Origin of the sequence: Peterkaempfera podocarpi (assembly GCF_042466665.1) — a bacterium.
In the GTDB taxonomy this organism is placed as follows: domain Bacteria; phylum Actinomycetota; class Actinomycetes; order Streptomycetales; family Streptomycetaceae; genus Peterkaempfera; species Peterkaempfera podocarpi.
The window spans coordinates 5,779,935-5,803,553 of the sequence record NZ_CP162102.1 but is presented as its reverse complement, the minus strand read 5'-3'; the positions used below and the strand labels follow the sequence as shown (position 1 = coordinate 5,803,553).

The 23,619-nt window shown below is 72.5% G+C and carries 21 protein-coding genes, 3 tRNA genes and 1 pseudogene; 6 read left to right on the top strand and 19 right to left on the bottom strand.

Annotated features, from left to right (window positions below; translation table 11 throughout):
* The first annotated feature begins 196 nt into the window (after positions 1 to 196).
* The 3 genes and pseudogenes from AB0761_RS25505 to AB0761_RS25495 all read left to right on the top strand — a co-directional run bounded on the left by AB0761_RS25505 (position 197) and on the right by AB0761_RS25495 (position 3,485).
* A complete protein-coding gene (locus tag AB0761_RS25505; protein WP_377271478.1) occupies positions 197 to 1,972 on the top strand; it encodes a hypothetical protein in 1,776 nt (591 codons plus the stop codon).
* Positions 1,972 to 3,138 (top strand): annotated as a pseudogene (locus AB0761_RS25500) (NADH-ubiquinone oxidoreductase-F iron-sulfur binding region domain-containing protein); the annotation flags it as partial. The gene AB0761_RS25505 and the pseudogene AB0761_RS25500, both read left to right, overlap by 1 nt.
* Positions 3,123 to 3,485: a ferredoxin gene (locus AB0761_RS25495; RefSeq protein ID WP_377274321.1), complete on the top strand. Its 363-nt coding sequence runs from the start codon at positions 3,123 to 3,125 to the stop codon at positions 3,483 to 3,485. The pseudogene AB0761_RS25500 and the gene AB0761_RS25495, both read left to right, overlap by 16 nt.
* Before the next feature lie 71 nt (positions 3,486 to 3,556).
* Here the strand turns inward: AB0761_RS25495 and AB0761_RS25490 are convergent.
* Positions 3,557 to 3,629, bottom strand: a tRNA-Ala gene (locus AB0761_RS25490).
* Between the two features lie 142 nt (positions 3,630 to 3,771).
* The gene (locus tag AB0761_RS25485; RefSeq protein WP_377271477.1) at positions 3,772 to 5,244 is read right to left on the bottom strand and encodes an MFS transporter; all 1,473 of its coding nucleotides are present in this window, start codon (positions 5,242 to 5,244) and stop codon (positions 3,772 to 3,774) included.
* Positions 5,245 to 5,370: 126 nt separating this feature from the next.
* Here AB0761_RS25485 and AB0761_RS25480 point away from each other — a divergent pair, with 126 nt between their 5' ends.
* Positions 5,371 to 6,249, top strand: a complete 879-nt coding sequence (locus AB0761_RS25480) for a helix-turn-helix transcriptional regulator (protein WP_377271476.1) — start codon at positions 5,371 to 5,373, stop codon at positions 6,247 to 6,249.
* A gap of 63 nt (positions 6,250 to 6,312) precedes the next feature.
* On the opposite strand, the gene AB0761_RS25475 is transcribed toward AB0761_RS25480, so the two are convergent.
* The 5 genes from AB0761_RS25475 to AB0761_RS25455 form a co-directional block, all read right to left on the bottom strand.
* Positions 6,313 to 6,385, bottom strand: a tRNA-Ala gene (locus tag AB0761_RS25475).
* 1 nt (position 6,386) lies between these two features.
* Positions 6,387 to 6,459 (bottom strand) — tRNA-Ala (locus AB0761_RS25470).
* Between the two features lie 104 nt (positions 6,460 to 6,563).
* Positions 6,564 to 7,211 carry a histidine phosphatase family protein gene (locus AB0761_RS25465; protein WP_377274319.1) on the bottom strand — a complete coding sequence of 216 codons (648 nt, stop codon included), beginning with the start codon at positions 7,209 to 7,211 and terminating at the stop codon, positions 6,564 to 6,566.
* Positions 7,208 to 7,654: a ribosome silencing factor gene (rsfS, locus tag AB0761_RS25460; protein ID WP_377271475.1), complete on the bottom strand. Its 447-nt coding sequence runs from the start codon at positions 7,652 to 7,654 to the stop codon at positions 7,208 to 7,210. Before rsfS ends, AB0761_RS25465 begins: the two co-directional genes overlap by 4 nt.
* 270 nt (positions 7,655 to 7,924) lie before the next feature.
* A complete protein-coding gene (locus AB0761_RS25455; protein ID WP_377271474.1) occupies positions 7,925 to 9,340 on the bottom strand; it encodes an LCP family protein in 1,416 nt (471 codons plus the stop codon).
* Here AB0761_RS25455 and AB0761_RS25450 point away from each other — a divergent pair.
* Positions 9,326 to 9,559 (top strand): hypothetical protein, encoded by a 234-nt coding sequence (locus tag AB0761_RS25450; RefSeq protein WP_377271473.1) that lies wholly within the window; start codon positions 9,326 to 9,328, stop codon positions 9,557 to 9,559. The genes AB0761_RS25455 and AB0761_RS25450 overlap by 15 nt on opposite strands.
* Before the next feature lie 260 nt (positions 9,560 to 9,819).
* Here the strand turns inward: AB0761_RS25450 and nadD are convergent, their stop codons facing one another.
* From nadD to AB0761_RS25435, 3 genes are all read right to left on the bottom strand, one after another.
* The gene (gene nadD, locus AB0761_RS25445) at positions 9,820 to 10,464 is read right to left on the bottom strand and encodes a nicotinate-nucleotide adenylyltransferase (protein ID WP_377271472.1); all 645 of its coding nucleotides are present in this window, start codon (positions 10,462 to 10,464) and stop codon (positions 9,820 to 9,822) included.
* A gap of 95 nt (positions 10,465 to 10,559) precedes the next feature.
* Positions 10,560 to 10,706 (bottom strand): hypothetical protein, encoded by a 147-nt coding sequence (locus tag AB0761_RS25440; RefSeq protein ID WP_377271471.1) that lies wholly within the window; start codon positions 10,704 to 10,706, stop codon positions 10,560 to 10,562.
* Positions 10,707 to 10,884: 178 nt separating this feature from the next.
* Positions 10,885 to 11,037: a hypothetical protein gene (locus AB0761_RS25435; RefSeq protein WP_377271470.1), complete on the bottom strand. Its 153-nt coding sequence runs from the start codon at positions 11,035 to 11,037 to the stop codon at positions 10,885 to 10,887.
* A gap of 211 nt (positions 11,038 to 11,248) precedes the next feature.
* Here AB0761_RS25435 and AB0761_RS25430 point away from each other — a divergent pair, with 211 nt between their 5' ends.
* Positions 11,249 to 12,334: a M48 family metallopeptidase gene (locus AB0761_RS25430; RefSeq protein ID WP_377271469.1), complete on the top strand. Its 1,086-nt coding sequence runs from the start codon at positions 11,249 to 11,251 to the stop codon at positions 12,332 to 12,334.
* 61 nt (positions 12,335 to 12,395) lie between these two features.
* On the opposite strand, the gene AB0761_RS25425 is transcribed toward AB0761_RS25430, so the two are convergent.
* From AB0761_RS25425 to AB0761_RS25385, 9 genes are all read right to left on the bottom strand, one after another.
* Complete coding sequence (locus AB0761_RS25425) at positions 12,396 to 13,814, bottom strand: hypothetical protein (RefSeq protein WP_377271468.1); 1,419 nt, start codon at positions 13,812 to 13,814, stop codon at positions 12,396 to 12,398.
* Between the two features lie 168 nt (positions 13,815 to 13,982).
* Positions 13,983 to 14,567: a hypothetical protein gene (locus AB0761_RS25420; protein ID WP_377271467.1), complete on the bottom strand. Its 585-nt coding sequence runs from the start codon at positions 14,565 to 14,567 to the stop codon at positions 13,983 to 13,985.
* A gap of 89 nt (positions 14,568 to 14,656) precedes the next feature.
* Complete coding sequence (locus AB0761_RS25415) at positions 14,657 to 15,946, bottom strand: glutamate-5-semialdehyde dehydrogenase (RefSeq protein WP_377271466.1); 1,290 nt, start codon at positions 15,944 to 15,946, stop codon at positions 14,657 to 14,659.
* Positions 15,947 to 16,027: 81 nt separating this feature from the next.
* Positions 16,028 to 16,525: a hypothetical protein gene (locus tag AB0761_RS25410; RefSeq protein ID WP_377271465.1), complete on the bottom strand. Its 498-nt coding sequence runs from the start codon at positions 16,523 to 16,525 to the stop codon at positions 16,028 to 16,030.
* A gap of 92 nt (positions 16,526 to 16,617) precedes the next feature.
* On the bottom strand, positions 16,618 to 17,793 hold the full coding sequence (proB, locus tag AB0761_RS25405) for a glutamate 5-kinase (protein ID WP_377271464.1): 1,176 nt from the start codon (positions 17,791 to 17,793) through the stop codon (positions 16,618 to 16,620).
* A gap of 198 nt (positions 17,794 to 17,991) precedes the next feature.
* On the bottom strand, positions 17,992 to 19,476 hold the full coding sequence (gene obgE / locus AB0761_RS25400) for a GTPase ObgE (protein WP_377271463.1): 1,485 nt from the start codon (positions 19,474 to 19,476) through the stop codon (positions 17,992 to 17,994).
* A gap of 99 nt (positions 19,477 to 19,575) precedes the next feature.
* Positions 19,576 to 19,830: a 50S ribosomal protein L27 gene (gene rpmA, locus AB0761_RS25395; RefSeq protein ID WP_377271462.1), complete on the bottom strand. Its 255-nt coding sequence runs from the start codon at positions 19,828 to 19,830 to the stop codon at positions 19,576 to 19,578.
* A 13-nt stretch (positions 19,831 to 19,843) separates the two neighbouring features.
* The gene (gene rplU, locus AB0761_RS25390) at positions 19,844 to 20,158 is read right to left on the bottom strand and encodes a 50S ribosomal protein L21 (RefSeq protein ID WP_377271461.1); all 315 of its coding nucleotides are present in this window, start codon (positions 20,156 to 20,158) and stop codon (positions 19,844 to 19,846) included.
* Between the two features lie 213 nt (positions 20,159 to 20,371).
* Positions 20,372 to 23,599, bottom strand: a complete 3,228-nt coding sequence (locus AB0761_RS25385) for an Rne/Rng family ribonuclease (protein ID WP_377271460.1) — start codon at positions 23,597 to 23,599, stop codon at positions 20,372 to 20,374.
* Positions 23,600 to 23,619 lie beyond the last annotated feature (20 nt).

Genomic DNA, 23,619 nt, shown 5'->3' with positions numbered 1-23,619 from the left:
ACCACAGCAGGGGGATTGATGGTCAAAGCCGGGCAAGCCGGGCGATCCACACCCGCACCCTAAGTGAGTCCTAAGAGCCCCCTAACACTGTCGCTAAACAATTCCCGGCATTACTTCCCGGGCCGTCCCGGGCCCCTTCCCGGCTATAGCATCGCCATGTCATCGGCTTTCGGGCCAGGACCTTGGAGGGCCCCTCGTGAACAACCGGAGCACACAACCGCGCCGCCGCGCCGCACTGCAGGGCGCCGCCCGCCTGCGCGACGCAGCCACCGGAGGGACGGCAGGACGCAAACGGCTGCCGTTCCCGCTCTTCCTGGTGCTCGTCACGGTCGCTGTCACCATCACCTCGACCGCCGTACGGGCCTTCTCCAGCCCGGCCGGCAAGTCCTGGGTGAACGGTGCTTCGCTGGGGGTGCTCAACTTCCTCGACTACTTCATGGGCGTGGTCACCCTGATCTCGCTCACCGGCTCGGTGGTGTGGGGGCTGATCTCCACCAACCAGAGCGTGCTCAAGCCGTACCAGCGGGTCTTCTCCCAGTCCGTGCACCGCGGCATCTCCACCGCGGCACTGGCTGCGCTCCTCCTGCACATCGTGGTGAAGATCTCCTTCGGCGAGGCCGCGCCGATCGACGGGGTCATCCCGCTCGGCGGGGTCGGTACCCCCGTCGCGGTCGGACTGGGCACCGTCGCCGCGTATCTGATGGTCGGGGTGGCCGTCACCGGCATCCTGCGCAGCCGGTTCGCGCACGGCCGCTATCCGTGGATCTGGCGGCCGGTCCACGCCATGGGCTACGCCTCCTGGCTGATCGGCCTGGCCCACGGCCTCACCGCGGGACGGCCCGGCAAGTGGTACGTGCTGTGGGGCTACGGCCTGTGCGTCGCCGCCGTCGCCCTCGCGGTGCTGGTCCGGGCCCTCGGCAACACCGGTAAGAGCGCCGCGGAGCTGGAGTCGACCCGCAAGCTGATGGCCCGCGACCTGATGGTCGCCTCCTCCGGCGCGGCCGAGCGCCGCCCGGCCGCGGGCCGTGACGGGAGCAGCCGCGGGCAGGCGGCCCGGGACATCCCGCTCACCCGCGACAGCCCCATCCCCGGATCGTCCGCACCCGAGCCGGAAGCACCGTCCGCACCGGAGCCGACCACGGTGATGCCGACCGCGCCCCTGTACGCGGCCGAGCAGGCCGAGCCCGCTCAGCCGATGTACCAGCAGCCCGTCCAGCAGCCCATGGCACCGCAGCCGGTCGCCCAGCAGCCCCAGGCGCCCCAGCCCCCGATGCCGCAGCCGGTCGCCCAGCAGCCCCAGGCACCTCAGCCCGTGCCCCTTCAGCAGCCCGTCCCCGTGATGCAGTCGGCCTCGGTGCTCGACACCGGAGAGATCGCGGCCCGCTTCGCCGCCGAGTGGGACACCGGCGAGCTCAACGCCCTGCTGGACGTGGGCCGGCAGCAGTACGCCGAAGCGCAGGCCGCCGGGGTGCCGTACACCGGCGACCCCTACACCGCCGCGCAGTACGCCGGGCCCCAGTACAGTGCGGGCCAGTACGGTGCGGGCCAGTACAGCGCGGGCCAGTACGGCTCGGCCCAGTACGGCTCGGCCCAGTACACCGGGCCCCAGTACGCCCAGCCGCAGCCCCCCGCCGCGCCTGCGCCCGGGCCCGTCCCCCAGCAGCCCTCGGCCGGCTACCCGTATGCCGCCGGTCCCTATCCGGCGGCCCAGGCCGGCTACCCCGCCGACCCGTTCGCCACCGGCTCCTTCCCGCAGGTCCAGACGCCGGGTGTGACCCTCGGCGCGGCCGCCGCGCCGCTGCAGTACTTCCCGCCCGCCCCCGCGGACCCCTTCGCCACCGGTTCCTTCCCGCAGGTGTCGGCCGCCGGCTACGGCTACCCCGCGAACCCCGACCCCGCCGCCCCCGGTGCCGGCCCGGCCTATCGCTCGGTCCCCGCCGCCTACTCCGCCGACCCCTGGCAGGCCCGCTGATGACCACCCCCGCCGTGGCCGACGTCCCGGAGGTACTCCGGATCGGCCCCGCCCGGCTCACCGCCGGGCTGGACTCCACCATCCGGCTCGACTACGCGGCCCACCAGCTCTCCCACGGCCCGCTGCCCCGCTACGACCTCGACGGGCTGATCGACCTCGCCGAGCGGATCAAGCTCAAGGGCAAGGGCGGCGCCGGCTTCCCCTTCGCCCGCAAGCTCCGGGCGGTGCTGAGGACCGTGGAGCGCCAGCGGATCGCGCCCGCCGTGGTGGTCAACGCCACCGAGGGCGAACCCGGCAGCGCCAAGGACCGGATGCTGCTGGCCCGCGCCCCGCACGTCATCCTGGACGGGGCGGGCCTGGTGGCCGAGGCGCTGGGGGCGGCCTCGCTGGCGATCGGCGTCGACGAGGGCAGCCCGGGGGTGACCTCCATGCCGCCTGCGGTGGCCGAGCGCCGCTGGGACATCCCGGTCCGGGTGGTCTGCCAGCCCGAGCGCTTCACCTCCGGCGAGGGCGGCTCCCTGGTACGCGGCGTCAACGGGCTGCCCGCCATCCCGCCCAGCCGCAAGATCCGCACCTCGGACGGCGGCAACGGCGGCGTCGACGGCAGGCCCACCCTGCTCTCCAACGCGGAGACCTTCTCCCAGCTGGGCATCGCCGCCCGGCTGGGTCCGGACGCCTACTCGGTGATCGGCACCAAGGCGGAGCCGGGCACCGTACTGCTCACCGTCAACCGCCCGGACGCCAATCGGCCGCTGATCGTGGAGACCCCCGCCGGCACCCTGCTCGGCGATGTGCTGGACGCGGCCGGGGTCTCCCCCGGCCAGGGTGTGCTGGTCGGCGGCTACCACGGGATGTTCCTGGATGCCGACGCCGCGGTGAGGGCGCCCTGCTCCCGGGCGGGGATGTCGGCGGCCGGCGGCTCCTTCGGCGCCGGCATCGTCATCCCGATCCCGGAGGACACCTGCCCGCTGGGTGAGGCGGCCCGGATCGCGGACTGGCTGGCCGTGCAGTCCGCCGGGCAGTGCGGCCCCTGCCGGATGGGCCTGCCGGACCTGGCCAGGGTGCTCACCGACCTGGCCAACGGCGGCGGCGGCACCCGCGCGCTGGAGGAGGCCCGCCGGATCGCCGGCGGGGTGATCGGCCAGGGCGCCTGCTCCCACCCCGACGGTTCCTCGCGCTTCATCCTCTCCGCGCTCACCGCCTTCACCGACGACCTGGCCAACCACAGCCTGCGCGGCGGCTGCGGCCGCCGGGTGCGCGGGGTGATGCCGCTGTCCCCTGGGGACCGGGCCAGGACCAGGACCAGCTGGCAGGTCCCACCCTGGTCGTCGACTGGCAGCGGTGCCGGGCGCACGGCCTGTGCGCGGCCCTGGCCCCGGAACTCTTCAGCCTGGACGCCCATGGCTTCCCGGTGGTCAGCAACGCCCCCATCCCGGTGTGGCTGGAGAACGACGCCCAGCGGGCGGTCAACCAGTGCCCGGCGCTGGCGCTGCGCTTCGGCAAGGCCCGCTGACCGGGGGTGCACAGGGCCCAGAACGCCGGAAGGCCGCCTCCGGGGGGAGGCGGCCTTCCGATCGTCCGCTGTGGAGCTTAGGGGATTTGAACCCCTGACCTCTTGCATGCCATGCAAGCGCTCTACCAACTGAGCTAAAGCCCCGAGACCTGCCGCGCCGCCGGTCGAAGCCCTTCCGGGCCCCTCGGCGACACCGCTCACTCTACACGTTCGCGCGAGCGGTCCACGAATCCGTTCCGGTGTGCGCGCCGCCCGAACCCCACCGGTCCGGGCGGCGCGGGGCAGGTCAGCCGACGGGCTGCACCGCGCGGCGGGTACGGGCCGCGAACACCGCCCCTCCCAGCGACACCAGGCCGATGGCCGCGGTGGTGACGGCCAGGGCGGCGCCCGAGTCGCCGGCCGGGGCCGGATAGGCGACCCGGCTCAGGAAGAGCGTGCCCGGCAGCGCCACCCCCACCACCTGGCCGAGCTGCACCACCGTCACCATCAGACCGCTGGCGTCGGCCGCGTCGGCTTGGGCGACCCGGCCCAGCGCCCGGGCGAAGAGCGGGCTGTAGGCGCAGCCGGAGGCGAGGCCCACCAGTGCCAGCAGCAGTTCCTCGGCGACCCCCACCTGGCCGCCGTGCCGCGCCAGCAGGCCCATCACCGCATAGCCGGGGCCCGCCACCAGCAGCGCCAGCATCGGCAGCGGACGGTGCAGCCGGACCGGTACCAGCCGCTGCCAGGAGAGACCCGCCGTACCGAAGCCGACCGCCATCGGGACGAAGATCAGCCCGGCTCGCAGCGCACTGTCCCCGAGCCCCGCCTGGATGTGCAGAGCGAAGGTGAAGAGGAAACCGGCGAAGCCGCAGAGCACCAGGAAGATGGCACCGGCCGCCGGGAGCAGCCCCGGTGCCGCCAGCACCCGCCCGGAGATCAGCGGGGAGCCGCCGCGGGCGGTGACCCGTCGCTCGACCAGGGCGAACCCGGCGAGGGCCACCGCTCCCCCGGCCAGCATCACCCAGCCCCACACGGGCCAGCCCAGCTCGTGCCCCAGCACCAGCGGCACCACCAGCAGGCCGATCGCCACCGCCAGCACCACCAGGCCGACCACGTCCAGGGAGCGTTCACGGTTGCCCGGAATCACGGGCAGCAGCCGCCGCCCGGCGATCAGCAGGGCCACCCCGATGGGCACATTGACCAGGAAGACCGGACGCCAGCCGCTGCCGAAGAGGTCCGCGCTCACCAGGGCGCCGCCCAGCACCTGGCCGACCACTCCGCCGCCGGCGAGCACCGCGGTGTAGACACCGAGGGCCCGCACCCGGGCGGCACCGGTGAAGGTGCGCTGCACCAGCGACATCACCTGAGGCACCATCAGGGCCGAGCCGACGCCCTGCAGCAGCCGGAAGCCGATCAGGGCTCCGGTGGTCGGCGCCACTCCGCAGACCAACGAGGAGAGGGTGAAGACCGCCAGGCCGGTCTGGAAGACCCGGCTGTAGCCGTGCCGCTCCCCCAGCCGAGCGCCGGTGATCAGCAGCACCGCGTAGGCGATGGTGTATCCCGCGATCACAAACTGCAGTGCGGCTCCGGAGGCGTGCAGATCGGTGCGGATGGTCGGCGCCGCCACATTGACGATGGAGACGTCCAGCAGCGCCATGAACTGGCCGGTGAGGATCAGGAAGAGCAGCAGCCCGGGGCGGGACGGGCCGGGCGGCGGCGCACCCGGGGCGTCCTGGCGGGGTTGGGCGCGCTGCCGGGGGACGGTCGGCGAGGTGGTCACGGAATGTGCCTGAGTCTCTGTCACCACTCAAGGCTGACCCGAGTCCGGTACTGGTGGTTAGAGCCTGCTGATCCTGGTATCAGCAACACCTGCCTGATTCCCCGGCGCCCGGTGCAGTATGGGGGAATGAGCGTGACGGGCAGTGCGACGACCCCTGCGGCGGCACCGCGGAGGCGGGCCGAGCTCACCGCCTTCCTCAAGGCCCGCCGGGCCCGGATCGCCCCGGAGGAGGTGGGCCTGCCGCCCGGCCTGCGCCGCCGCACCCCCGGCCTGCGGCGGGAGGAGGTCGCCCAGCTCTCCGGGGTGGGGGTCACCTGGTACACCTGGCTGGAGCAGGGCCGGCCGATCAACGCGAGTGAGCAGGTGCTGGACGCCATCGCCCGTACGCTGCGGCTGGACCGCGCCGAGCGCGACCACCTCTTCCGGCTGGCCGACAGCGCGCCCGCCGGGCAGCAGGCGGCCGACGACCACCGGCTCGACCCGGAGCTGCGGGTGATCCTGGACGCACTGGACCCGCTCCCCGCCGTGATCTACAGCGCCCGCTATGACGTGCTGCTGAACAACCGCGCCTACAGCGCGCTCTTCCCCCGGATGCGGACCGGGCGGCGCAACGCCCTGTGGTCGCTCTTCATGGTGCCGGACTGCTGCAATCCGTTCGTCAACCGGAAGACCGAGCTGCCCCGGATGGTGGCGGTGCTGCGGGCCGGCTACGGACGGCATGTCGGGGAGCCGGAATGGGAGCGTTTCATCCGGGAGCTCAGCGCGGCCAGCCCGGATTTCGCGGCGATGTGGGAGCGCCACGATGTGGCCGATGCGGGCGCCGCAATCAAGATCTTCCATCATTTCTCGATCGGCGAGGTCCGGATGAGCAGCACCAATCTCGCCGTCTCCCGGGCCCCAGAGCACCGGCTGATCATCTACACCCCGATGGACGAGCAGAGCTCCGAGCGCATCGCCTGGCTGATGGCCCACCCGGACGCACCGGTGTCCGACCACACCCACTGAGAGCCGTCCGCAAACGAGAAGATCCCGGCAGGACGGTGACCGTCCTGCCGGGATCTCCGGCTGTGGAGCTTAGGGGATTTGAACCCCTGACCTCTTGCATGCCATGCAAGCGCTCTACCAACTGAGCTAAAGCCCCGTGGAGCCTAGGGGATTTGAACCCCTGACCTCTTGCATGCCATGCAAGCGCTCTACCAACTGAGCTAAGGCCCCGCCGCGTCCGTTTGGACGCTGCGAACGAGGAAGACTTTAGCGGCTGGGGCCCGGAACTGCGAAATCCTGCCGCTTCGCAGGTCCGGCCCATCGCTCGCGCACGGTCAGGTGTCGTCGCCGATGACCGGTTCCGGCAGGGTGCCGGCGTTGTGCTCCAGCAGCCGCCAACCGCGTGCACCGCGGCCCAGCACGGACCAGCAGCAGTTGGACAGGCCGCCCAGGGACTCCCAGTGGAACGGCTCCAGGCCGATCAGCCGGCCCACGCTGGTGCGGATGGCACCACCATGGCTGACCACCACCAGGGTGCCGTCCTCCGGGAGCTTCTCCACGGCCTCCAGGATCACCGGCACGGCCCGGTCGGCGACCTCGGTCTCCAGCTCGCCGCCACCGCGCCGCACGGGCTCACCACGGCGCCAGGCGGCGTAGTCGTCGCCGTACTTCTGCTGGATCTCGGCGTTGGTCAGCCCCTGCCAGACCCCCGCATAGGTCTCCCGCAGCCCCTCGTGGTGCGAGACCGCAAGGCCGGTCACGGCCGCCAGCTCGGCGGCCGTGTCGGCGGCCCGCCCGAGGTCGGAGGCGATGATCGCATCCGGCTTCAGGGCCGCCAGCAGCCTGGCGGCGCGCCGTGCCTGGGCACGGCCGGTCTCCGTGAGCGGGATGTCGGTGGAGCCCTGGAAGCGACCCTCCAGGTTCCACGCGGTCTGGCCGTGCCGCCAGAAGACGACGCGGGGGCCGCGTCGCGACCCGTTCAGCTGAGGCTCCCGTCAGCGGCCTCCACAGCGTTGCCCGCGGCGTCGGTGCGGGCACCGTCCGGGCGGTTGCGGGTGGCCACGGCGTCCTCCGGCAGCTTCAGCTCCGGGCAGTCCTTCCAGAGCCGCTCCAGGGCGTAGAAGGAGCGCTCCTCGGAGTGCTGCACATGGACGACGATGTCGATGTAGTCCAGCAGGATCCAGCGGCCCTCGCGCTCGCCCTCACGCCGGACGGGCTTGGCACCGCACTCCTTGAGCAGCCGCTCCTCGATCTCGTCCGAGATGGACTTGACCTGGCGGTCGTTGGGGGCGGAGGCCAGCAGGAAGGCGTCGGTGATGGCGAGCACCTCGCTGACGTCGTAGGCGATGACATCGTGGGCGAGCTTGTCGGCCGCTGCCTGGGCGGCGGTGTTGATGAGCTCTACGGCCCGGTCGGTAGCGGTCACGGTCTGCTCTCGGTAGGAAGCGGTGTTCGCCTCCCAGGATCTCACGCCGCCCGTGTCCCCCGGGATCGATATCGCCCGGGGGGTGCGCGGCATGATCCACTCCCGGACAGCCCGGGGGCACGAGACCCGCACGGGGAGCCCGGCACCTCCGTGGAGGGCCGGTCGTGCGGGCCTTCGCGCCCCTGGACCTGATCACCGCGCCGGGTCACCGGACCTGATCACCGCGCCGGGTCACCGGACCGGGTCACCGCGCCGGTGACCCGGGTCCGGTCACTGGCCGGCTGCGGCCGTGCCCTTGTAGTCCTGCCCGAGGACGACCACGATGTCGGCCGTCTGGCCGCCGGTGACCTTCTTCACGGCCGTCGCGGGGACGTTCAGCGTCAGCGCGAGCTGCTTGGCCGCCTCGGCACGGGCGTCGTCGGTGTACCGGATCTGGGTCTTCGCCACCGGTGCCGCCGCCTTGCCCAGCGGCGGCACAAAGGTGTACCCGCCGTTGACCACCTGGATCTGGGCCTGGCCGGCCTTGGCCGTACTGCCGCTGCCGTTCTGGATGGCGACCCTGGCGGGCCCGCTCCCGCTGTCCGCGTTGTGCACGGTGCCGCCCAGCACCTGCTTCACCAGGGTGCCCGCGGTCGCCGGGTCCACCGTCCCGTCGGGCTTGACCGGGAGCGGGGTCACCGAGAAGTGCCCGGCACCTTCGAACTTGGCGAGCGCGGCCAGCGAGGCGCCGAGCTGTTTCTCGGAGAGCGAGGGATCCATCACGGCGTTCATCCGCTTGACCACGTCGGACGCGGAGGAGGCGTCGGTGGGCATGACCTTCAGCACCGCGGTCAGCACCTGGCCGAACCGGGCCTGCTGGGCGCCGGGCTGCTCCCCCGGCTTCTGATAGGTGGCGTACGCCACAGCGGCCAGGCCGTTGAGGTCCTGCGACTTGCCGGCGGTCACCAGGGTCTTGCCGTTCTGGACGACGGCCGTGTCGGCGTCCACGGTGATGCCGCCGAGCTGGTCGACCAGGATCTGCAGATACGGGGTGTCCAGCCGCCAGGTGCCGGAGATGGGGGCGCCGAGCACGGTGGAGAGGGCGTCCTGGGTCCCGCCGGCGCCCTGGTCGTCCAGTGAGCTGCCCAGCGTGGTGGCGCCCGAGTCGCCGTCGTCGGGGAGCAGCAGCGTGCCCGGCAGCAGCAGCGCCGAGCCCTTGCCCCCGGCCGCGTCGTCGACCAGCAGCGCGGTGGTGGTCTTCCCCTTGAGGTCGTGCAGATGGACCGCGATCACATCGCGCTTGCCGCCGGGCACCGCGCTCGCGACATCCCCGCCCAGCGCGCCGGTCTTCCAGAGGTAGCCGACCCCGCCCGCGGCGGCCAGCACCAGGACCACCACCAGGGCGACGATCCGGTTGCGGTAGCGGCGTTTGCGCTCGTCGCGCCGCTCGGTACGGGTCTCGGCGAACTTCAGCCAGTCGATGACGTCCTCGGACTCCTCCTCGTCATCGACGAAGGTGAACTCCTCGCCCTCGTAGCCGGGCGGCCGCGCACCGGTGGCCCCCTGTCCCGGGGCGCCCCGGCGGGCCTGCGCCGGGCCCTGCCCGGTCTGCTGCGGGCCGCCCTGCTGCTGCCGCGGCGGCGGTACGGGGCGGCCGGGCTGCTGTGCCGGGACGACCGGCTGCTGACCGGTGTGCGGGCCCGCCACGGGGTACTGGCCGGTGCCGTACGGGTCGGCGTACCCCTGCTGCGGCGGCTGGGCGTACTGGGCCGCGGGATAGCTGCCGGTGTCGTACGGCTGCTGCTGCCCGGTGCCGTACGGGTCCGCGTAGCCCTGCTGCGGGTACTGGGGGTACTGGCCCGTGGAGTAGCTGCCGGTGTCGTACGGCTGCTGCTGCCCGGTGCCGTAGCCCCGCCGCCCCCGTAGGGGTCGACGGCGGGGTACTGGCCGGTGCCGTACGGGTCGGCGTACCCCTGCTGCTGGGCATGGCCGCCCTGCTGGGGCGCCGGGCCGCCGTGGGCACCGGGTGACCAGTTGCCGGGATCGTCCCAGCCGTCCTGGTTCTGCTGCTCCCCGGGCGCATAGCGCCTCGCGGACCAGTCGTCGCCCCCCGGTCCCCTGCGGTCTGCCGATCCGGTCACGCCGCCCCTCAAGGTGTTCCGATTGCCTGTGTGGTGTGTGGCTGGTCAGCCGCCGGTGGCGGTCTGGCCGCCCCTGCGGTGGTAGAGCGCCCGCTTGTCGATGTACCGCACCACGCCGTCGGGGACCAGGTACCAGACCGGCTCCCCGCGGGCGACCCTGGAGCGGCAGTCCGAGGAGGAGATGGCCAGCGCGGGCACCTCCACCAGGGACACACCGCCCTCGGGCAGTCCAGGGTTCGTCAAAGTGTGCCCTGGACGGGTCACTCCGATGAAATGTGCGAGTCCGAACATCTCCTCGGCGTTCCGCCAGGACAGGATCTGCTCCAGCGCGTCGGCGCCGGTGATGAAGAAGAGGTCCGCGTCGGGATGCTCCCGGCGGAGGTCCCGCAGGGTGTCCACGGTGTAGGTGGGGCCCTTGCGGTCGATGTCGATCCGGCTGACCGAGAACTGCGGGTTGGAGGCGGTGGCGATGACCGTCATCAGATACCGGTCCTCCGCCGGTGAGACCCGTTGCTCGCTCTTCTGCCAGGGCTGGCCGGTGGGGACGAAGACCACCTCGTCCAGCGCGAACAGGCTGGCCACCTCACTGGCGGCGACCAGGTGTCCGTGGTGGATCGGGTCGAAGGTCCCGCCCATCACACCGAGGCGCTTCTTCACCGGCGCGGCGCCGGCTTCGGCCTGCTGTTCCATGCCGCCTCACCTTACGGGATGGCGCCGGATGCGGAACCGGCCCTCCACCCTGCGGGTGGAGGGCCGGTCTACAGGGCCGGGCTGACAGGTGCCGCTCAGCGGTCGCGGTTGAAGCGGGTGGCGATGAAGAGCAGCACCAGCAGGGCGAAGAACGCACCGCCGCCGGTGAGGGCGGGGTTGAGGCTGTCGTGGTTGCCGCCCTCGGCGAGCAGGCTCAGGGCGGGGACTGCGGCAGTGGTCATCGTCGGCAGGACCTTCTCGGGCTCGGGGGCGTGAGCGGACTCCCGGTCCCGGCCGTGCCGGCGGCTGCCGCCGCCTCCGGGGCACCGGTGGCCCGCGTGCTCATGGTACGGGTGGGCCGTCCGCAACCGCGCGGCGGCTCCGCTGCGTCTGCTCCCGCATGGGGTGTCACCAGTCCGCTCAGCGGTGGTTGTTGCGGCTGGCCCGCGCGATGGCCCATGCCAGCAGGACCACACCGACGACGGCGGCGATCAGCACGATGCGCAGGAAGATGCCGGGGCCGCTCTCATTGGAGATCGGTGCGGCAAGCATCATCAGGGTCTCGGGGGACATGGCAGGGCTCCTCGGTCGGCGGTCCACTGCCCAGCGTAGACCGGGGCGTTCCGGACACCACGTCGGGTCCGCTCCACCCGGAGGGGGGACGCGGCGGCACCCCGCCCCGTAGGGTGACCGGCGGGGACGAGTACGAGAAGGCGACGGACGAAGCGGACGGTGGGGGCCCGCGAGAGCGGGAGGCCCTCGTCGACCAGGAGGTACTCAGAACATGACGGACCCCACCAACGACAGCAGCGGCGTGCCCAGCCGCAACCGCAAGCGGTTCCCCGGCATCTCCACCCGGGCCTGGGAGCACCCGGCGGACCGGTCGGCGCTGGTCGCCCTGCGCAAGCTGTCCGGTTTCGACGACGTGCTGAAGAAGCTCGCCGGGCTGGTCTCCGAGCGCAGCGTACGGCTGATGTTCCTGGCCACCGCGGTGAAGACCTCGGAGCGCCAGTTCCCGCACATCCACGACATGGTGCGCGACGCGGCGTACATCCTGGACCTGGAGAAGGTCCCGGAGCTGTACGTCACCCAGGACCCCAGGCCCAACGCCATGTGCATCGGCATGGAGACCCCGATCATCGTGCTGACCACCGGCCTGGTGGAGATGCTCGACGAGGAGGAGCTGCGGGCCGTGGTCGGCCACGAGGTCGGGCATGCCATGTCCGGCCACGCCGTCTACCGGACGATGCTGCTGATCCTCACCAACATCGCCACCCGGATCGCCTGGCTTCCGCTGGGCAACATCGCGATCATGGCGATCATCACCGCGCTCAAGGAGTGGTTCCGCAAGTCGGAGCTCTCCTGCGACCGGGCCGGCCTGCTGGTCGGCCAGGACATCCACGCCTCGATGCGCGGGCTGATGAAGCTGGCCGGCGGCCACCACCTGGCCGAGATGAACGTGGACGCGTTCCTGGAGCAGGCGGAGGAGTACGAGAAGGCCGGCGACCTGCGGGACGGTGTGATCAAGCTGCTCCAGGTGCTGCCGCAGACCCACCCCTTCGCGGTGGTCCGGGCGGCCCAGCTGAAGAAGTGGGCGGAGGGCGACGACTACCGCTCGATCATGGCCGGGGCCTACCCGCGCCGGGAGGACGACGTGAACGCCTCGCTGGGCGACCAGTGGAAGGCCACCGCCGAGTCCTACGCACGGTCGGTCAAGGAGAGCAAGGACCCGCTGATGGGTCTGATCCGGGACATCACCGGCGGCGCCGGGGACATGGGCAGCAAGCTGCGCGACGTCTTCAGCGGCTCGCGCGGCAGTGGGACGGAGGACGGGGGCGAAACCCCGGCGGACGGCGGCGCGACCGCCTGAGCCCGGTGTCCCGGGGCCCGGGGTCCTCGGACCGCCGGGTCCCCCGGTCCCCTGCGGCGGCTCAGCGGGCGGACAGGCTCGCCATCGGCCCGCTGAGCACCCCGCACAACTGCCACGCCGGACGGTGCAGCCGGTCCAGCGGGTCGATGCCGGCCGCCGGTGCGGTGCTCTGCCGGCCGTCGGCCGACGGACTCCCCGAGGCCTGCGGTCCCTCGGACGCCGTCACCCGGTCGGCCAGGATCGGCCGCAGATAGCGCTCGGTGTGCGCGTCGCACGCCATGGGGCCCGCCTGGACCACGGAGTCGACCAGCTGCAGCTGGGAGGCGTCGATGTCGGCGCGGTCGAACTGGAAGCGCAGTTCGCGCCGGACGGCGAAGAGCGTCACCGGCGCGCCCGGGACGGACAGCTGCTCGGGGTCGAAGTCGGTGCCGGCGTCGTCGGAGGGCGAGGCGGAGCCGGGTGACGCCGTCGTACCGGGGGAACCCGTACCGGGCGAGGCCGTGCCGGGGGAACCCGTGTCCGGAGAGGCCGTACCGGGCGACGCGGTCGTCGCGGTGGAGGCCGTCGCGGTGCCCGTCGGGGCGGTGGAGGCCGTCGCGGTGCCGGTCGGGGCGGTGGCCGCCGAGGCCCGGTCGGCGGACGGGGTGCCGTCCTGCGGAGCCGCCTGCAGTGCATAGACGAAGGTGTGGTCGGTGATCACTTCCAGGGTGTCGTCGTCCGCCTCGTCGACGGTCATCCCGCCGGACACCTTCACCTTGGAGACCCCCAGGGTCACCTGCGCCGGGTCGAACCGGACCAGCCAGCCGGTGGCGGCGTGGTGGAGGTCGTCGCGGGGGTTGCCCACGCTGTCGTCGAACTGGGCGCGCTGACCCGGCGACAGCTGATCCCGTACCGCCCCCGTGCTGCCCTCGACCAGCACCTTGGAGTCCAGCGAGGAGGCCACCAGGTACTGCTGCACCGCGGCCAGCGCACGGCTGACCTGCTCCACCGAGAAGTGCCGGGTGGCGACGGCCGGCGGCGGCACCAGACCCACACTGCCGTCGTAGAAGGTGGTGCCGGCCGACTTCTCCAGCGCAGCGAAGGGGTCGTCGTCGGCTGCGGCCGCACTCCCCCGCCTGCTGCCGTCCCTCCCGGGCACGGCCGGGACGGCCGGGGCCAGCGGCACGATGTTCATGGTCAACCGGCTCTTGGCCACCGGGGGCTCCCGATAGGGGTGCCGGATCCCCATGTAGACCGCGGCGGCGAACGCCATCGCTATCAGCAGCATCAGCGCGAACGCCTGCCGGGGCAGCGACGCCAGCGGCCGTGTGGACCGGGTGCGCACCCCCTGCGCGGTCGAGCCCAGACGCTCACTGGCCGAGAGCTCCTGGATCCGGGCAGCTCTGACGAACGACTCGTCGAACACGACGGATCGGAACTCGTCGTCGCCGCCGGGAGCGCCCTCGGGTACGCCGTCCGGCGGCTCCTCCCGGCCACCCATGGACCAAGGGTATGTCTCCTGGGCACGGCTGAACGAGGGCAGAGCGGTCAAGTTCTGACAGCAGCTCACCGGAGTACGGCAGAGCCCACCGTGATCAGTGCAGGTCAGAGCAGTTTCAAGCCATACGGCGAAGAGATTTCGCCGACTTCCGGCAAGACCCGGAAGTACTCAGCCTGCCGCCCCCGAAGGGGCTGTGACCACGGGTTGCCGCTGCGGCGCCTGCACCGAGGGCGTACCGACACTGCCGCTCTCCGATCGCGACGGTCCCGGAGTGGCCGATGAACCACCGGTACCCCGGTAGACGGCGGCCACGGCGACCGCCACCACGCCGAGCCCCATCACCACCGCAAGGAACCAGGCGACCGGGCGGTGCCAGCGGACATGCACCGCGGCATGGCGCCCCCGGTGCTGGGCCGTCGAGCGGATCCGGCGCCCCGTGATCCGCCGCCGCCTGCGGTGCGAAGCCGACTGGACCCAGTCGGCTTCGTACTCGTCGTCCCGATAGGGGCGCAGCTCCTCGGGGAGGTTGTCGTCACGCGTCTCGTCGACGCCGCCGAGCGCACGGCCCGCGCCGGTCGCCTCCAGCTCCAGCCGGGCCTCCACCGCGGCGAGCATCCGCTCATGGGCCGAGGGCTCATGGACGGTGGCGGCCCGAATGAAGGCCTCATCGAGGACCACGGCTGCGAACGCGTCGTCCGCACCACCGTGGTCGGCGCCGTCCGGGTCCGGCGAACCCCCCACATCCTCGGGCACGTCTTCAGCGTATTACCGCGCGGGCCGTTTGTCTGTGGCTCGTCCCAAAGCCCACCCCTGCCCGGCAGTGGTGGCCGATTCCGCCCGCCTCAGGGGCGGATGTGGCCGTCGCCCGTGAGGATGTACTTGGTGGAGGTCAGCTCGGGCAGGCCCATCGGGCCGCGGGCGTGGAGCTTCTGGGTGGAGATGCCGATCTCCGCTCCGAAGCCGAACTGGCCGCCGTCGGTGAACCGGGTCGAGGCGTTGACCGCGACCGTGGTGGAGTCCACCAGCTGGGTGAAGCGCCGGGCTGCCGCCTGCGAGGTGGTGACGATGGCCTCGGTGTGGCCGGACGACCAGCGCCGGATGTGGGCCACCGCGTCGTCCAGGGTGTCCACCACGGCGGCGGCGATGTCGTACGACAGGTACTCGGTCTCCCAGTCCTCGTCGGTGGCCGGAACCACCGTGGCCGGGCCGCCGTGCTCACGGGCCGCCTGCTGCACCGCCGCGTCCCCGTGCACCGTGACACCGGCTCCGGCCAGCGCGTCCAGCGCCAGCGGCAGGAAGGCGTCCGCGATGTCCCGGTGCACCAGCAGCGTCTCCGCGCTGTTGCACACGCTGACCCGCTGCGCCTTGGAGTTGAGCAGGATCTCGACGGCGCTGCCGAGGTCGGCCTGCGCATCGACATAGACATGGCAGTTGCCGGTCCCCGTCTCGATCACTGGGACCAGGGACTCCTCCACCACCGTGCGGATCAGGGAGGCACCACCGCGCGGGATCAGCACATCGACCAGGCCGCGGGCGCGCATCAGCTCCTTGACCGACTCCCGGCTCTCGCCCGGCACCAGCTGCACACTGTCGGCCGGCAGCCCGGCGGAGGCGACCGCGTCCCGCAGCACCTCGACCAGCTTGGTGTTGGAGCGGTAGGCCGACGCGGAGCCGCGCAGCAGCACCGCGTTGCCGGACTTCAGACAGAGCGCCGCGGCGTCCACCGTCACATTGGGCCGGGCCTCGTAGATGATGCCGACCACTCCGAGCGGCACCCGCACCTGGCGGACGTCGAGCCCGTTGGGCAGCGTGTAGCCGCGCAGCACCTCACCCACTGGATCCGGCAGTCCCACGACGTCGCGGACGTCGGAGGCGATGGCGGCGACCCGCTCCGCGGTGAGGGTGAGCCGGTCCACGACGGACTCGGCGGTACCGGCCTCCCGCGCGCGGGCGACATCCTCGGTGTTGGCGGCGGTGATCTCCGCCGTACGGGCCTCCAGCGCGTCGGCGACCGCCAGCAGCGCGGCGTCCTTCACCGAACGCGGCAGCGGGGCGAGCACGGCGGCCGCCTCCCGGGCACGGCGCGCAGCGGCGAGGACGGGCGAATCGGTGGCGATGGCGTCGGCGCTCATAACCGAAGGGTACTGACCCGGCAACCCGTTCCCTCAGCCATTTCCAGCAGTTGAGACACCGGGGACACCGCGCCGGACCGGTCAGTACGGATGGACGCCGCCCAGGACGGCGGGGGCGTCGCCGTACCCCTCCGAGAGCCGCTTGTGGTAGGTGGCCCGGTCCACCACCTCCAGGCCGACGATCTCCCAGGCAGGCAGCTGTGCGGAAGCCCGGTGCTCGCCCCAGAGCCGCAGCGCGATCGCGGCAGCGTCATGCAGGTCGCGCGCCTGTTCCCAGTAGCGCACCTCGGCATGGTCGGCGGCATACCGGGCGGTCAGCATGAAGGGATGGTCATGGGCCAGCTGCTCCAGCCCGCTGCGCAGTTCGGCGAGCGGGGTGGTCCGGCCGGCCACGCTGAGCACCACATGCCAGAGCCGGCCCTGCTCGGGCACCGTCGCCGACAGGGCGCCCCCCGGCTCCCGGCCCGCCCCCGGGGCCTCCGCCGCATCGCCGATGCGGTCGCCGATGGCGTCGCCGACGCTGGTCAACGTACGTCCCGCTGCGCCTTCGGGCAGTGTCTCCTGGCGCCTGCGTCCCACCGGGGGCCTCCTGTTCGGCGATACCTGTCCGGCGATACCTGTCCGGGCCCGAGCGCCCCGGACCCGCTGCGCACTCCTGCTCCCGCCGCGCCTCAGCCGCGCAGCACCACCAGGTCGTCGCGGTGGACGACCTCACGCTCATATGCGGGACCCAGCTCCCGGGCCAACTCGTGGGTGGACCGGCCCAGTAGACGGGGCAACTCCCTCGCATCAAAGTTGACCAGTCCGCGAGCGACGATGTGGCCGTTTTCGTCAAGAAGGTCCACCGGATCGCCCGCAGCGAAATCCCCCTCGACACCCGTCAGCCCTGCTGGGAGCAGCGACTTGCGCCGCTCCACCACGGCCCTGACGGCGCCCGGGTCCAGGCTGAGCGCCCCACGCGGGTGGCTGGCGTGCGCCAGCCAGAGCAGCCGGTCCGCGGCCCGGCGGCCGGTGCGGTGGAAGAGGGTGCCCGTGGGTCGGCCGGCCAGCGCGTCCGCGGCCTGACTGGCCGCGGTGAGCACCACGGGGATGCCCGCTCCGGTGGCGATCCGGGCGGCCTCGACCTTGGTGACCATGCCCCCGGTGCCGACTCCGGCCCGGCCGGCGGTGCCGATCTCGATGCCCTCCAGGTCGTGCGGGCCGCGTACCTCGGCGATCCGGCTGGTGCCGGGCCGGCTCGGGTCGCCGTCGTACAGCCCGTCCACATCGGAGAGGAGCACCAGCAGGTCGGCGCGGACCAGATGGGCGACCAGCGCGGCGAGCCGGTCGTTGTCACCGAACTTGATCTCGGCGGTGGCCACGGTGTCGTTCTCGTTGACGATCGGCACGGCGCCCATCGCCAGCAGCTGCTCCAGGGTGCGGTAGGCGTTGCGGTAGTGGGCCCGCCGGCTGGCGTCCTCGGCGGTCAGCAGCACCTGGCCGACCCGTACCGCATGGCGGGCGAAGGACGCCGTGTAGCGGGCCACCAGCAGCCCCTGGCCGACACTGGCAGCCGCCTGCTGACGGGCCAGGTCCCGGGGGCGCCGGGTGAGCCCCAGCGGCGCCAGGCCGGCCGCGATGGCGCCCGAGGAGACCAGCACCACCTCGGTGGGGGCGGCGTCACCCGTCCGGGGGGTGCGGACCTTGGCCAGCACGTCCACCAGGGCGTCCACCCGGTCGGCGTCCAGGCCGCCGGTGGCGGTGGTGAGGGAGGAGGAGCCCACCTTCACCACGATGCGGCGGGCCCGCAGCACATCCTCCCGCAGCTGTCCTGTGCCGTGCCCGTCCCCCGCCTCAGCTGCGGCCACCGCCACGCCCTCACTCCCAAGCAGATCCGCCGGTCCGGCGGACGCCAGTACAGCAGGGCCCGCCCCCTCGCAATCTACGCGATCGTGCAGTCCGCCCCGCCCGCCCATCCACACACCGGACTCGGCGGCCCCGGCCCCATCGGGGGATCGGCCGGGTGAAGCCGGGGTCGGTGCGTGGACGGGCAGCGCGGAAGGGGGTTACTCGTCGCCCTCGTCGTACTGGTCGTCCTCGTCGTCCGCACGGCCGGAGGAGAGCGGGTCGAAGGCCGCGTACTCGGCGTCGGCGTCGTCACGGCCCCGGTCGCGCTCACGGCGGCGGTCCACGGCGGGCCGCTGGGTCTGGAAGCGGTGGTCCTCGCCGCGGCGGCCGAGCATCTCGGCCCCACTGGCCATGGTGGGCTCCCAGTCGAAGACCACGGCGTTCTCGTCCGGTCCGATGACGACCTCGGCGCCCTCCTTGGCGCCGGCCTTCCACAGCTGCTCCTCGACACCGAGGCGGGCCAGCCGGTCGGCGAGGTAGCCCACGGCCTCGTCGTTGGCGAAGTCGGTCTGCCGCACCCAGCGCTCGGGCTTGGCACCGCGGACCCTGAAGAAGCCGTCCTCGACGGTGACGGTGAAGCCGGTGTCGTCCACCGCCTTGGGCCGCAGCACGATCCTGGTGGCCTCCTGGACCGGCTTGGCGGCACGGGCGTCGGAGACGATCCCGGCCATGGCGAAGGAGAGTTCGCGCAGGCCCTTGTGGGAGGCGGCGGAGACCTCGAAGACCCGGTGGCCGCGGGCCTCCAGGTCGGCACGGACGATGTCGGCGAGCTCCTGGCCGTCCGGCACATCGGTCTTGTTGAGGGCGACCAGCCGGGGCCGGTCCTCGAGGCCGCCGTACGCGGCGAGCTCGGCCTCGATGGTCTCCAGGTCGGAGAGCGGGTCGCGGCCGGGCTCCAGGGTGGCGCAGTCCAGCACATGCACCAGGGCGGAGCAGCGCTCCACATGGCGCAGGAACTCCAGGCCCAGGCCGCGGCCCTCACTGGCGCCGGGGATCAGGCCCGGCACATCGGCGACGGTGTAGACGACGTCCCCGGCGGTGACCACACCCAGGTTGGGGACCAGGGTGGTGAACGGGTAGTCGGCGATCTTGGGCTTGGCCGCGGAGAGCACCGAGATCAGCGAGGACTTGCCGGCGCTGGGGTAGCCCACCAGCGCCACATCGGCGACGGTCTTGAGCTCCAGCACCATGTCACGGGCGTCGCCGGGCTCACCGAGCAGGGCGAAGCCGGGCGCCTTGCGGCGGGCGGAGGCAAGGGCTGCGTTGCCGAGCCCGCCGCGGCCGCCAGCCGCGACCACGAAGGCGGTGCCATGGCCGACCAGGTCGGCCAGCACCTCGCCGTCGGCGTCCAGCACCACGGTGCCGTCGGGCACCGGCAGCACCAGGTCCTGGCCGTCGGCGCCGAAGCGGTTGCCGCCCGCGCCGGGCTTGCCGTTGGTGGCCTTGCGGTGCGGGGAGTGGTGGTAGTCGAGCAGCGTGGTGACATTGCTGTCCACCAGCAGCGTCACATCACCGCCACGGCCGCCGTTGCCGCCGTCGGGGCCGCCGAGCGGCTTGAACTTCTCCCGGTGAACGGAGGCGCAGCCGTGGCCTCCGTTACCCGCGGCGACATGCAGCTCGACGCGGTCCACGAAGGTGGTCATGGGTGTGCCTCCAGGGATGGAAAAAACGTCACAGGGGAAAACACGAAGGGTGGACCGGACATTCCGGTCCACCCTTCATGATGCTGCGTCAGGCTGTGGTCACTCGCCGGCGACGATGTTGACCACGCGGCGACCGCGGCGGGTGCCGAACTCGACGGCACCGGCGGTCAGCGCGAACAGCGTGTCGTCGCTGCCGCGGCCGACGTTGGCACCCGGGTGGAAGTGGGTGCCGCGCTGGCGGACGATGATCTCGCCGGCGTTGACGACCTGGCCGCCGAAACGCTTCACGCCGAGGCGCTGGGCGTTCGAGTCGCGACCGTTACGGGTAGAGCTAGCGCCCTTCTTGTGTGCCATGTCTCCCTGCCCCTTACTTCGCGGTGTCGATGCCGGTGATGCGGACCGCGGTGTGCTTCTGGCGGTGACCCATCCGCTTGCGGTAACCGGTCTTGTTCTTGTACTTCAGGATGGTGATCTTGTCGCCCTTGGTGTGGTCGACAACCTCGGCGTGGACCTTGACGCCGGCCAGGACCCAGGGGTCGCTGGTGACGGTCTCGCCGTCCACGACCAGGATGGTCGAGAGCTCGACCGAGTCACCGGGCTTGACATCAACGCGGTCGATCTCCAGCACGTCGCCGACGGCGACCTTGTGCTGGCGGCCGCCGGCGCGAACGATCGCGTACACGCGGAACCTGCTTTCCTCTACTCGGTCGGAACTCCCGATGCCAGCCTGCCTGGCGAGTACACAGGAGGCCTCCCCCAGGAGACCCGGGGGGTGGATTTGCTCGGGAGCATGGCGCAGACACGCCGAGGGTCAAGAATACGGACCTGCGGTCCCCTGGGCAAACCGGGCCCCCGCCACCGGAGTGGCGGGGGCCCGGACGGTGCACCTGGCCGACTACTCGGCGACCGGAGCGGAGGGCTCGCCCTCCGGCGACGCGGCCGTCTTCTTGACCGCCGTGGACCGCTTGGTGGCGGTCTTGCGGGTGGTGGTCTTCTTCGCCGCGGCCGTCTTCTTGGCCGTGGTGGTCTTCTTCGCGACCGTCTTGCGGGCCGCCCGCTTGCGCGGCGCCTCCGGCTCGACCTCGGCCGCACCGGTCTCCACGGCCCCGTCCGGGACCGCCGCCAGCGGCTCGGCGACCGGCTCGGCCACCGGGGCCGCGGCCTGCTCGGCCGCCGCCTCGCCGTCCTCCGCCGCACGGGCCGGCAGCACCAGCACCGCGGCCTCCGCCTCCACCGGCGGACCGGCCGGCGCGGTGGCCTTGCGGACCGCACGACGACGGGTACGCCCACCCGGGGCGGGAGTGGCGGGAAGCTCCACCAGGCTCACCGCAGCCACCTGCGGCTCCGGCTCGGCCTCGGGCGCCGGCTGCTCGGCCGCAGCCGCCGCGGGCTCCACCGCCGCAGGCTCCACGACCGCGGGCTCCGGTGCCTCGGCAGGCTCCTCCGGCTCGATCTCGGTCTCGATCTCGTGGTCGTGCTCGTGGATGTGCGGCTCACCGGCCGCCGCCCCGCCCTTGCCCCGGCGACGACGCTTGCTCGCGCCACCGGAGACGGCACCGCCGGAGACCGACGGCTGGTCCATGTGGACGATCACACCGCGGCCGTTGCAGTGCACGCACTGCTCGGAGAAGGACTCCAGCAGACCCTGGCCGACCCGCTTGCGGGTCATCTGCACCAGGCCCAGCGAGGTGACCTCGGCCACCTGGTGCTTGGTGCGGTCGCGCCCCAGGCACTCCAGCAGACGCCGCAGCACCAGGTCGCGGTTGGACTCCAGCACCATGTCGATGAAGTCGATCACGATGATGCCGCCGAGGTCGCGCAGCCGCAGCTGGCGGACGATCTCCTCGGCCGCCTCCAGGTTGTTCCTGGTGACGGTCTCCTCGAGGTTGCCGCCCTGACCGGTGAACTTGCCGGTGTTGACGTCGACCACGACCATCGCCTCGGTGCGGTCGATGACCAGCGAACCACCGCTCGGCAGCCACACCTTGCGGTCCAGCGCCTTCATCAACTGCTCGTCGATCCGGTACGTGGCGAAGACGTCCACGTCCGAGGTCCACCGCTGAAGACGGTCGCCGAGGTCGGGCGCGACCTGGTTGACGTACTCGTGGACGGTGCCCCACGCCTCGTCGCCCTGGACGATGACCTTCTTGAAGTCCTCGTTGAAGATGTCCCGGACCACCCGGACGGTCATGTCCGGCTCGCCGTAGAGCAGCGTCGGCGCATTGCCGCCGGAGACCTTCTTCTGGATGTCCTCCCACTGCGACTGGAGCCGCAGGACGTCCCGGGTCAGCTCCTCCTCGCTGGCGCCCTCGGCGGCGGTGCGCACGATCACGCCCGCGTCGTCCGGGACGATCTTCTTGAGGATCTGCTTCAGCCGGGTGCGCTCGGTGTCGGGCAGCTTGCGGCTGATCCCGGTCATTGAGCCCTCGGGCACGTACACCAGGTAGCGGCCGGGCAGCGAGACCTGGCTGGTCAGCCGGGCACCCTTGTGGCCGATGGGGTCCTTGGTGACCTGCACAAGCACCGACTGGCCGGACTTGAGCACCGACTCGATACGCCGCGGACCGCCGTGGCCCAGCGCCTCGAAGTTCACCTCGCCCGCGTAGAGCACCGCGTTGCGGCCCTTGCCGATGTCGACGAAGGCGGCCTCCATCGACGGCAGCACGTTCTGGACCTTGCCCAGGTAGACGTTGCCGACGTAGGAGGTGGCCTGCTCCTTGTTGACGTAGTGCTCGACCAGCACACCGTCCTCAAGGACGCCGATCTGGGTGCGCTGGCCGCTCTGCCGGACCACCATCACCCGCTCGACCGACTCACGGCGGGCCAGGAACTCGGCCTCGGTGATGATCGGCACCCGGCGGCGGCCCAGCTCACGGCCCTCACGGCGGCGCTGCTTCTTGGCCTCCAGACGGGTGGAGCCCTTGATGGACTGCACCTCGTCCGGGTCGAAAGCCGGCTCATGGGCGGCCTTCTTGCGCGGCTCACGCACCTTGACCACGGTGCGCTCCGGGTCGTCGGTGCCCGCAGCGTCCAGCTCGGGACCGGTGTCACCGCTGCGGCGGCGGCGACGGCGGCGACGGCGGGAGGACGCCAGGCCGGCGGCCAGCTCGTCCTCCTCCTCGTCGGCCTCGCCGACCGGCTCCTCGGACTCTTCCTCGTGGTCCTCGTCGGCACGGTCGTCCGCGTCCCCGCGACGACGCCTGCGGCCACCACGGCGGCGACGGCGCGACGGACGGCCGTCGTCCTCGCCGTGCTCGGCCTCGCGGGGCTCCTCCTCCTCGACGGCGGACTCGTCCTCGACCGGCTCGGCCTGCGGCTCGGCCACGACCTCCTCGGAGACGGCGGGTCCGGCCGGCACGGAGGCCCGGCGGCGACGGCGACGACGGCCTGCCTGGTCGGCCTCGACGGCGACCGCCTCGTCCTCGTCGTGGTCCCGGTCGAGATCCCTGTCGAGATCCCGGTCGCGCGACGGCGCGACCACCGGGGCGGCGGCGGGCTCCTGGAAGACCGGGGCCTGGAAGACCGCGGTCACCGGGCGCACCACCCGGCGGCGGGTCCGGTGCGCAGGCTCCGGCTCGGGCTCGACGACGGCCTCCTCGGCCGGCTCCTCGGCCTCGGGCTCGACCGGCTCCTCCGCGGCGGGCGCCTCGGCGGCAGGCTGCTCGGCGGCCGGGGCCACCTCCACAACCGGCTCGGCAGCGACCGGCTCCGGCGCAACCTCGGCCTTCTTACGCGTACGCCGCACCCGCTTGGGCTTCTCCGGCTCCACCGGAGCCTCCACAACAGGCGCCTCGGCGGCAGGCTGCTCGGCGGCCGGGGCCACCTCCACAACCGGCTCGGCAGCGACCGGCTCCGGCGCAACCTCGGCCTTCTTACGCGTACGCCGCACCCGCTTGGGCTTCTCCGGCTCCACCGGAGCCTCCACAACAGGCGCCTCGGCGGCAGGCTGCTCGGCCGTGGGTGCCGCCTCGGCACCCTGCGGCGGGCCGGCCGGGCGTGACGCCGCACGGCGACGGCGGCGCGGCGGCGCGGCCGCCGCACCCTCCTCGTGCGCGTTCTCGTTCACGGTGCCGTCGGCAGGGCCGTCCGGCGCCGCATTCTGCGGCTCGTTGATCTCGAGCATGCGGGCGTATCTCCCGTCAG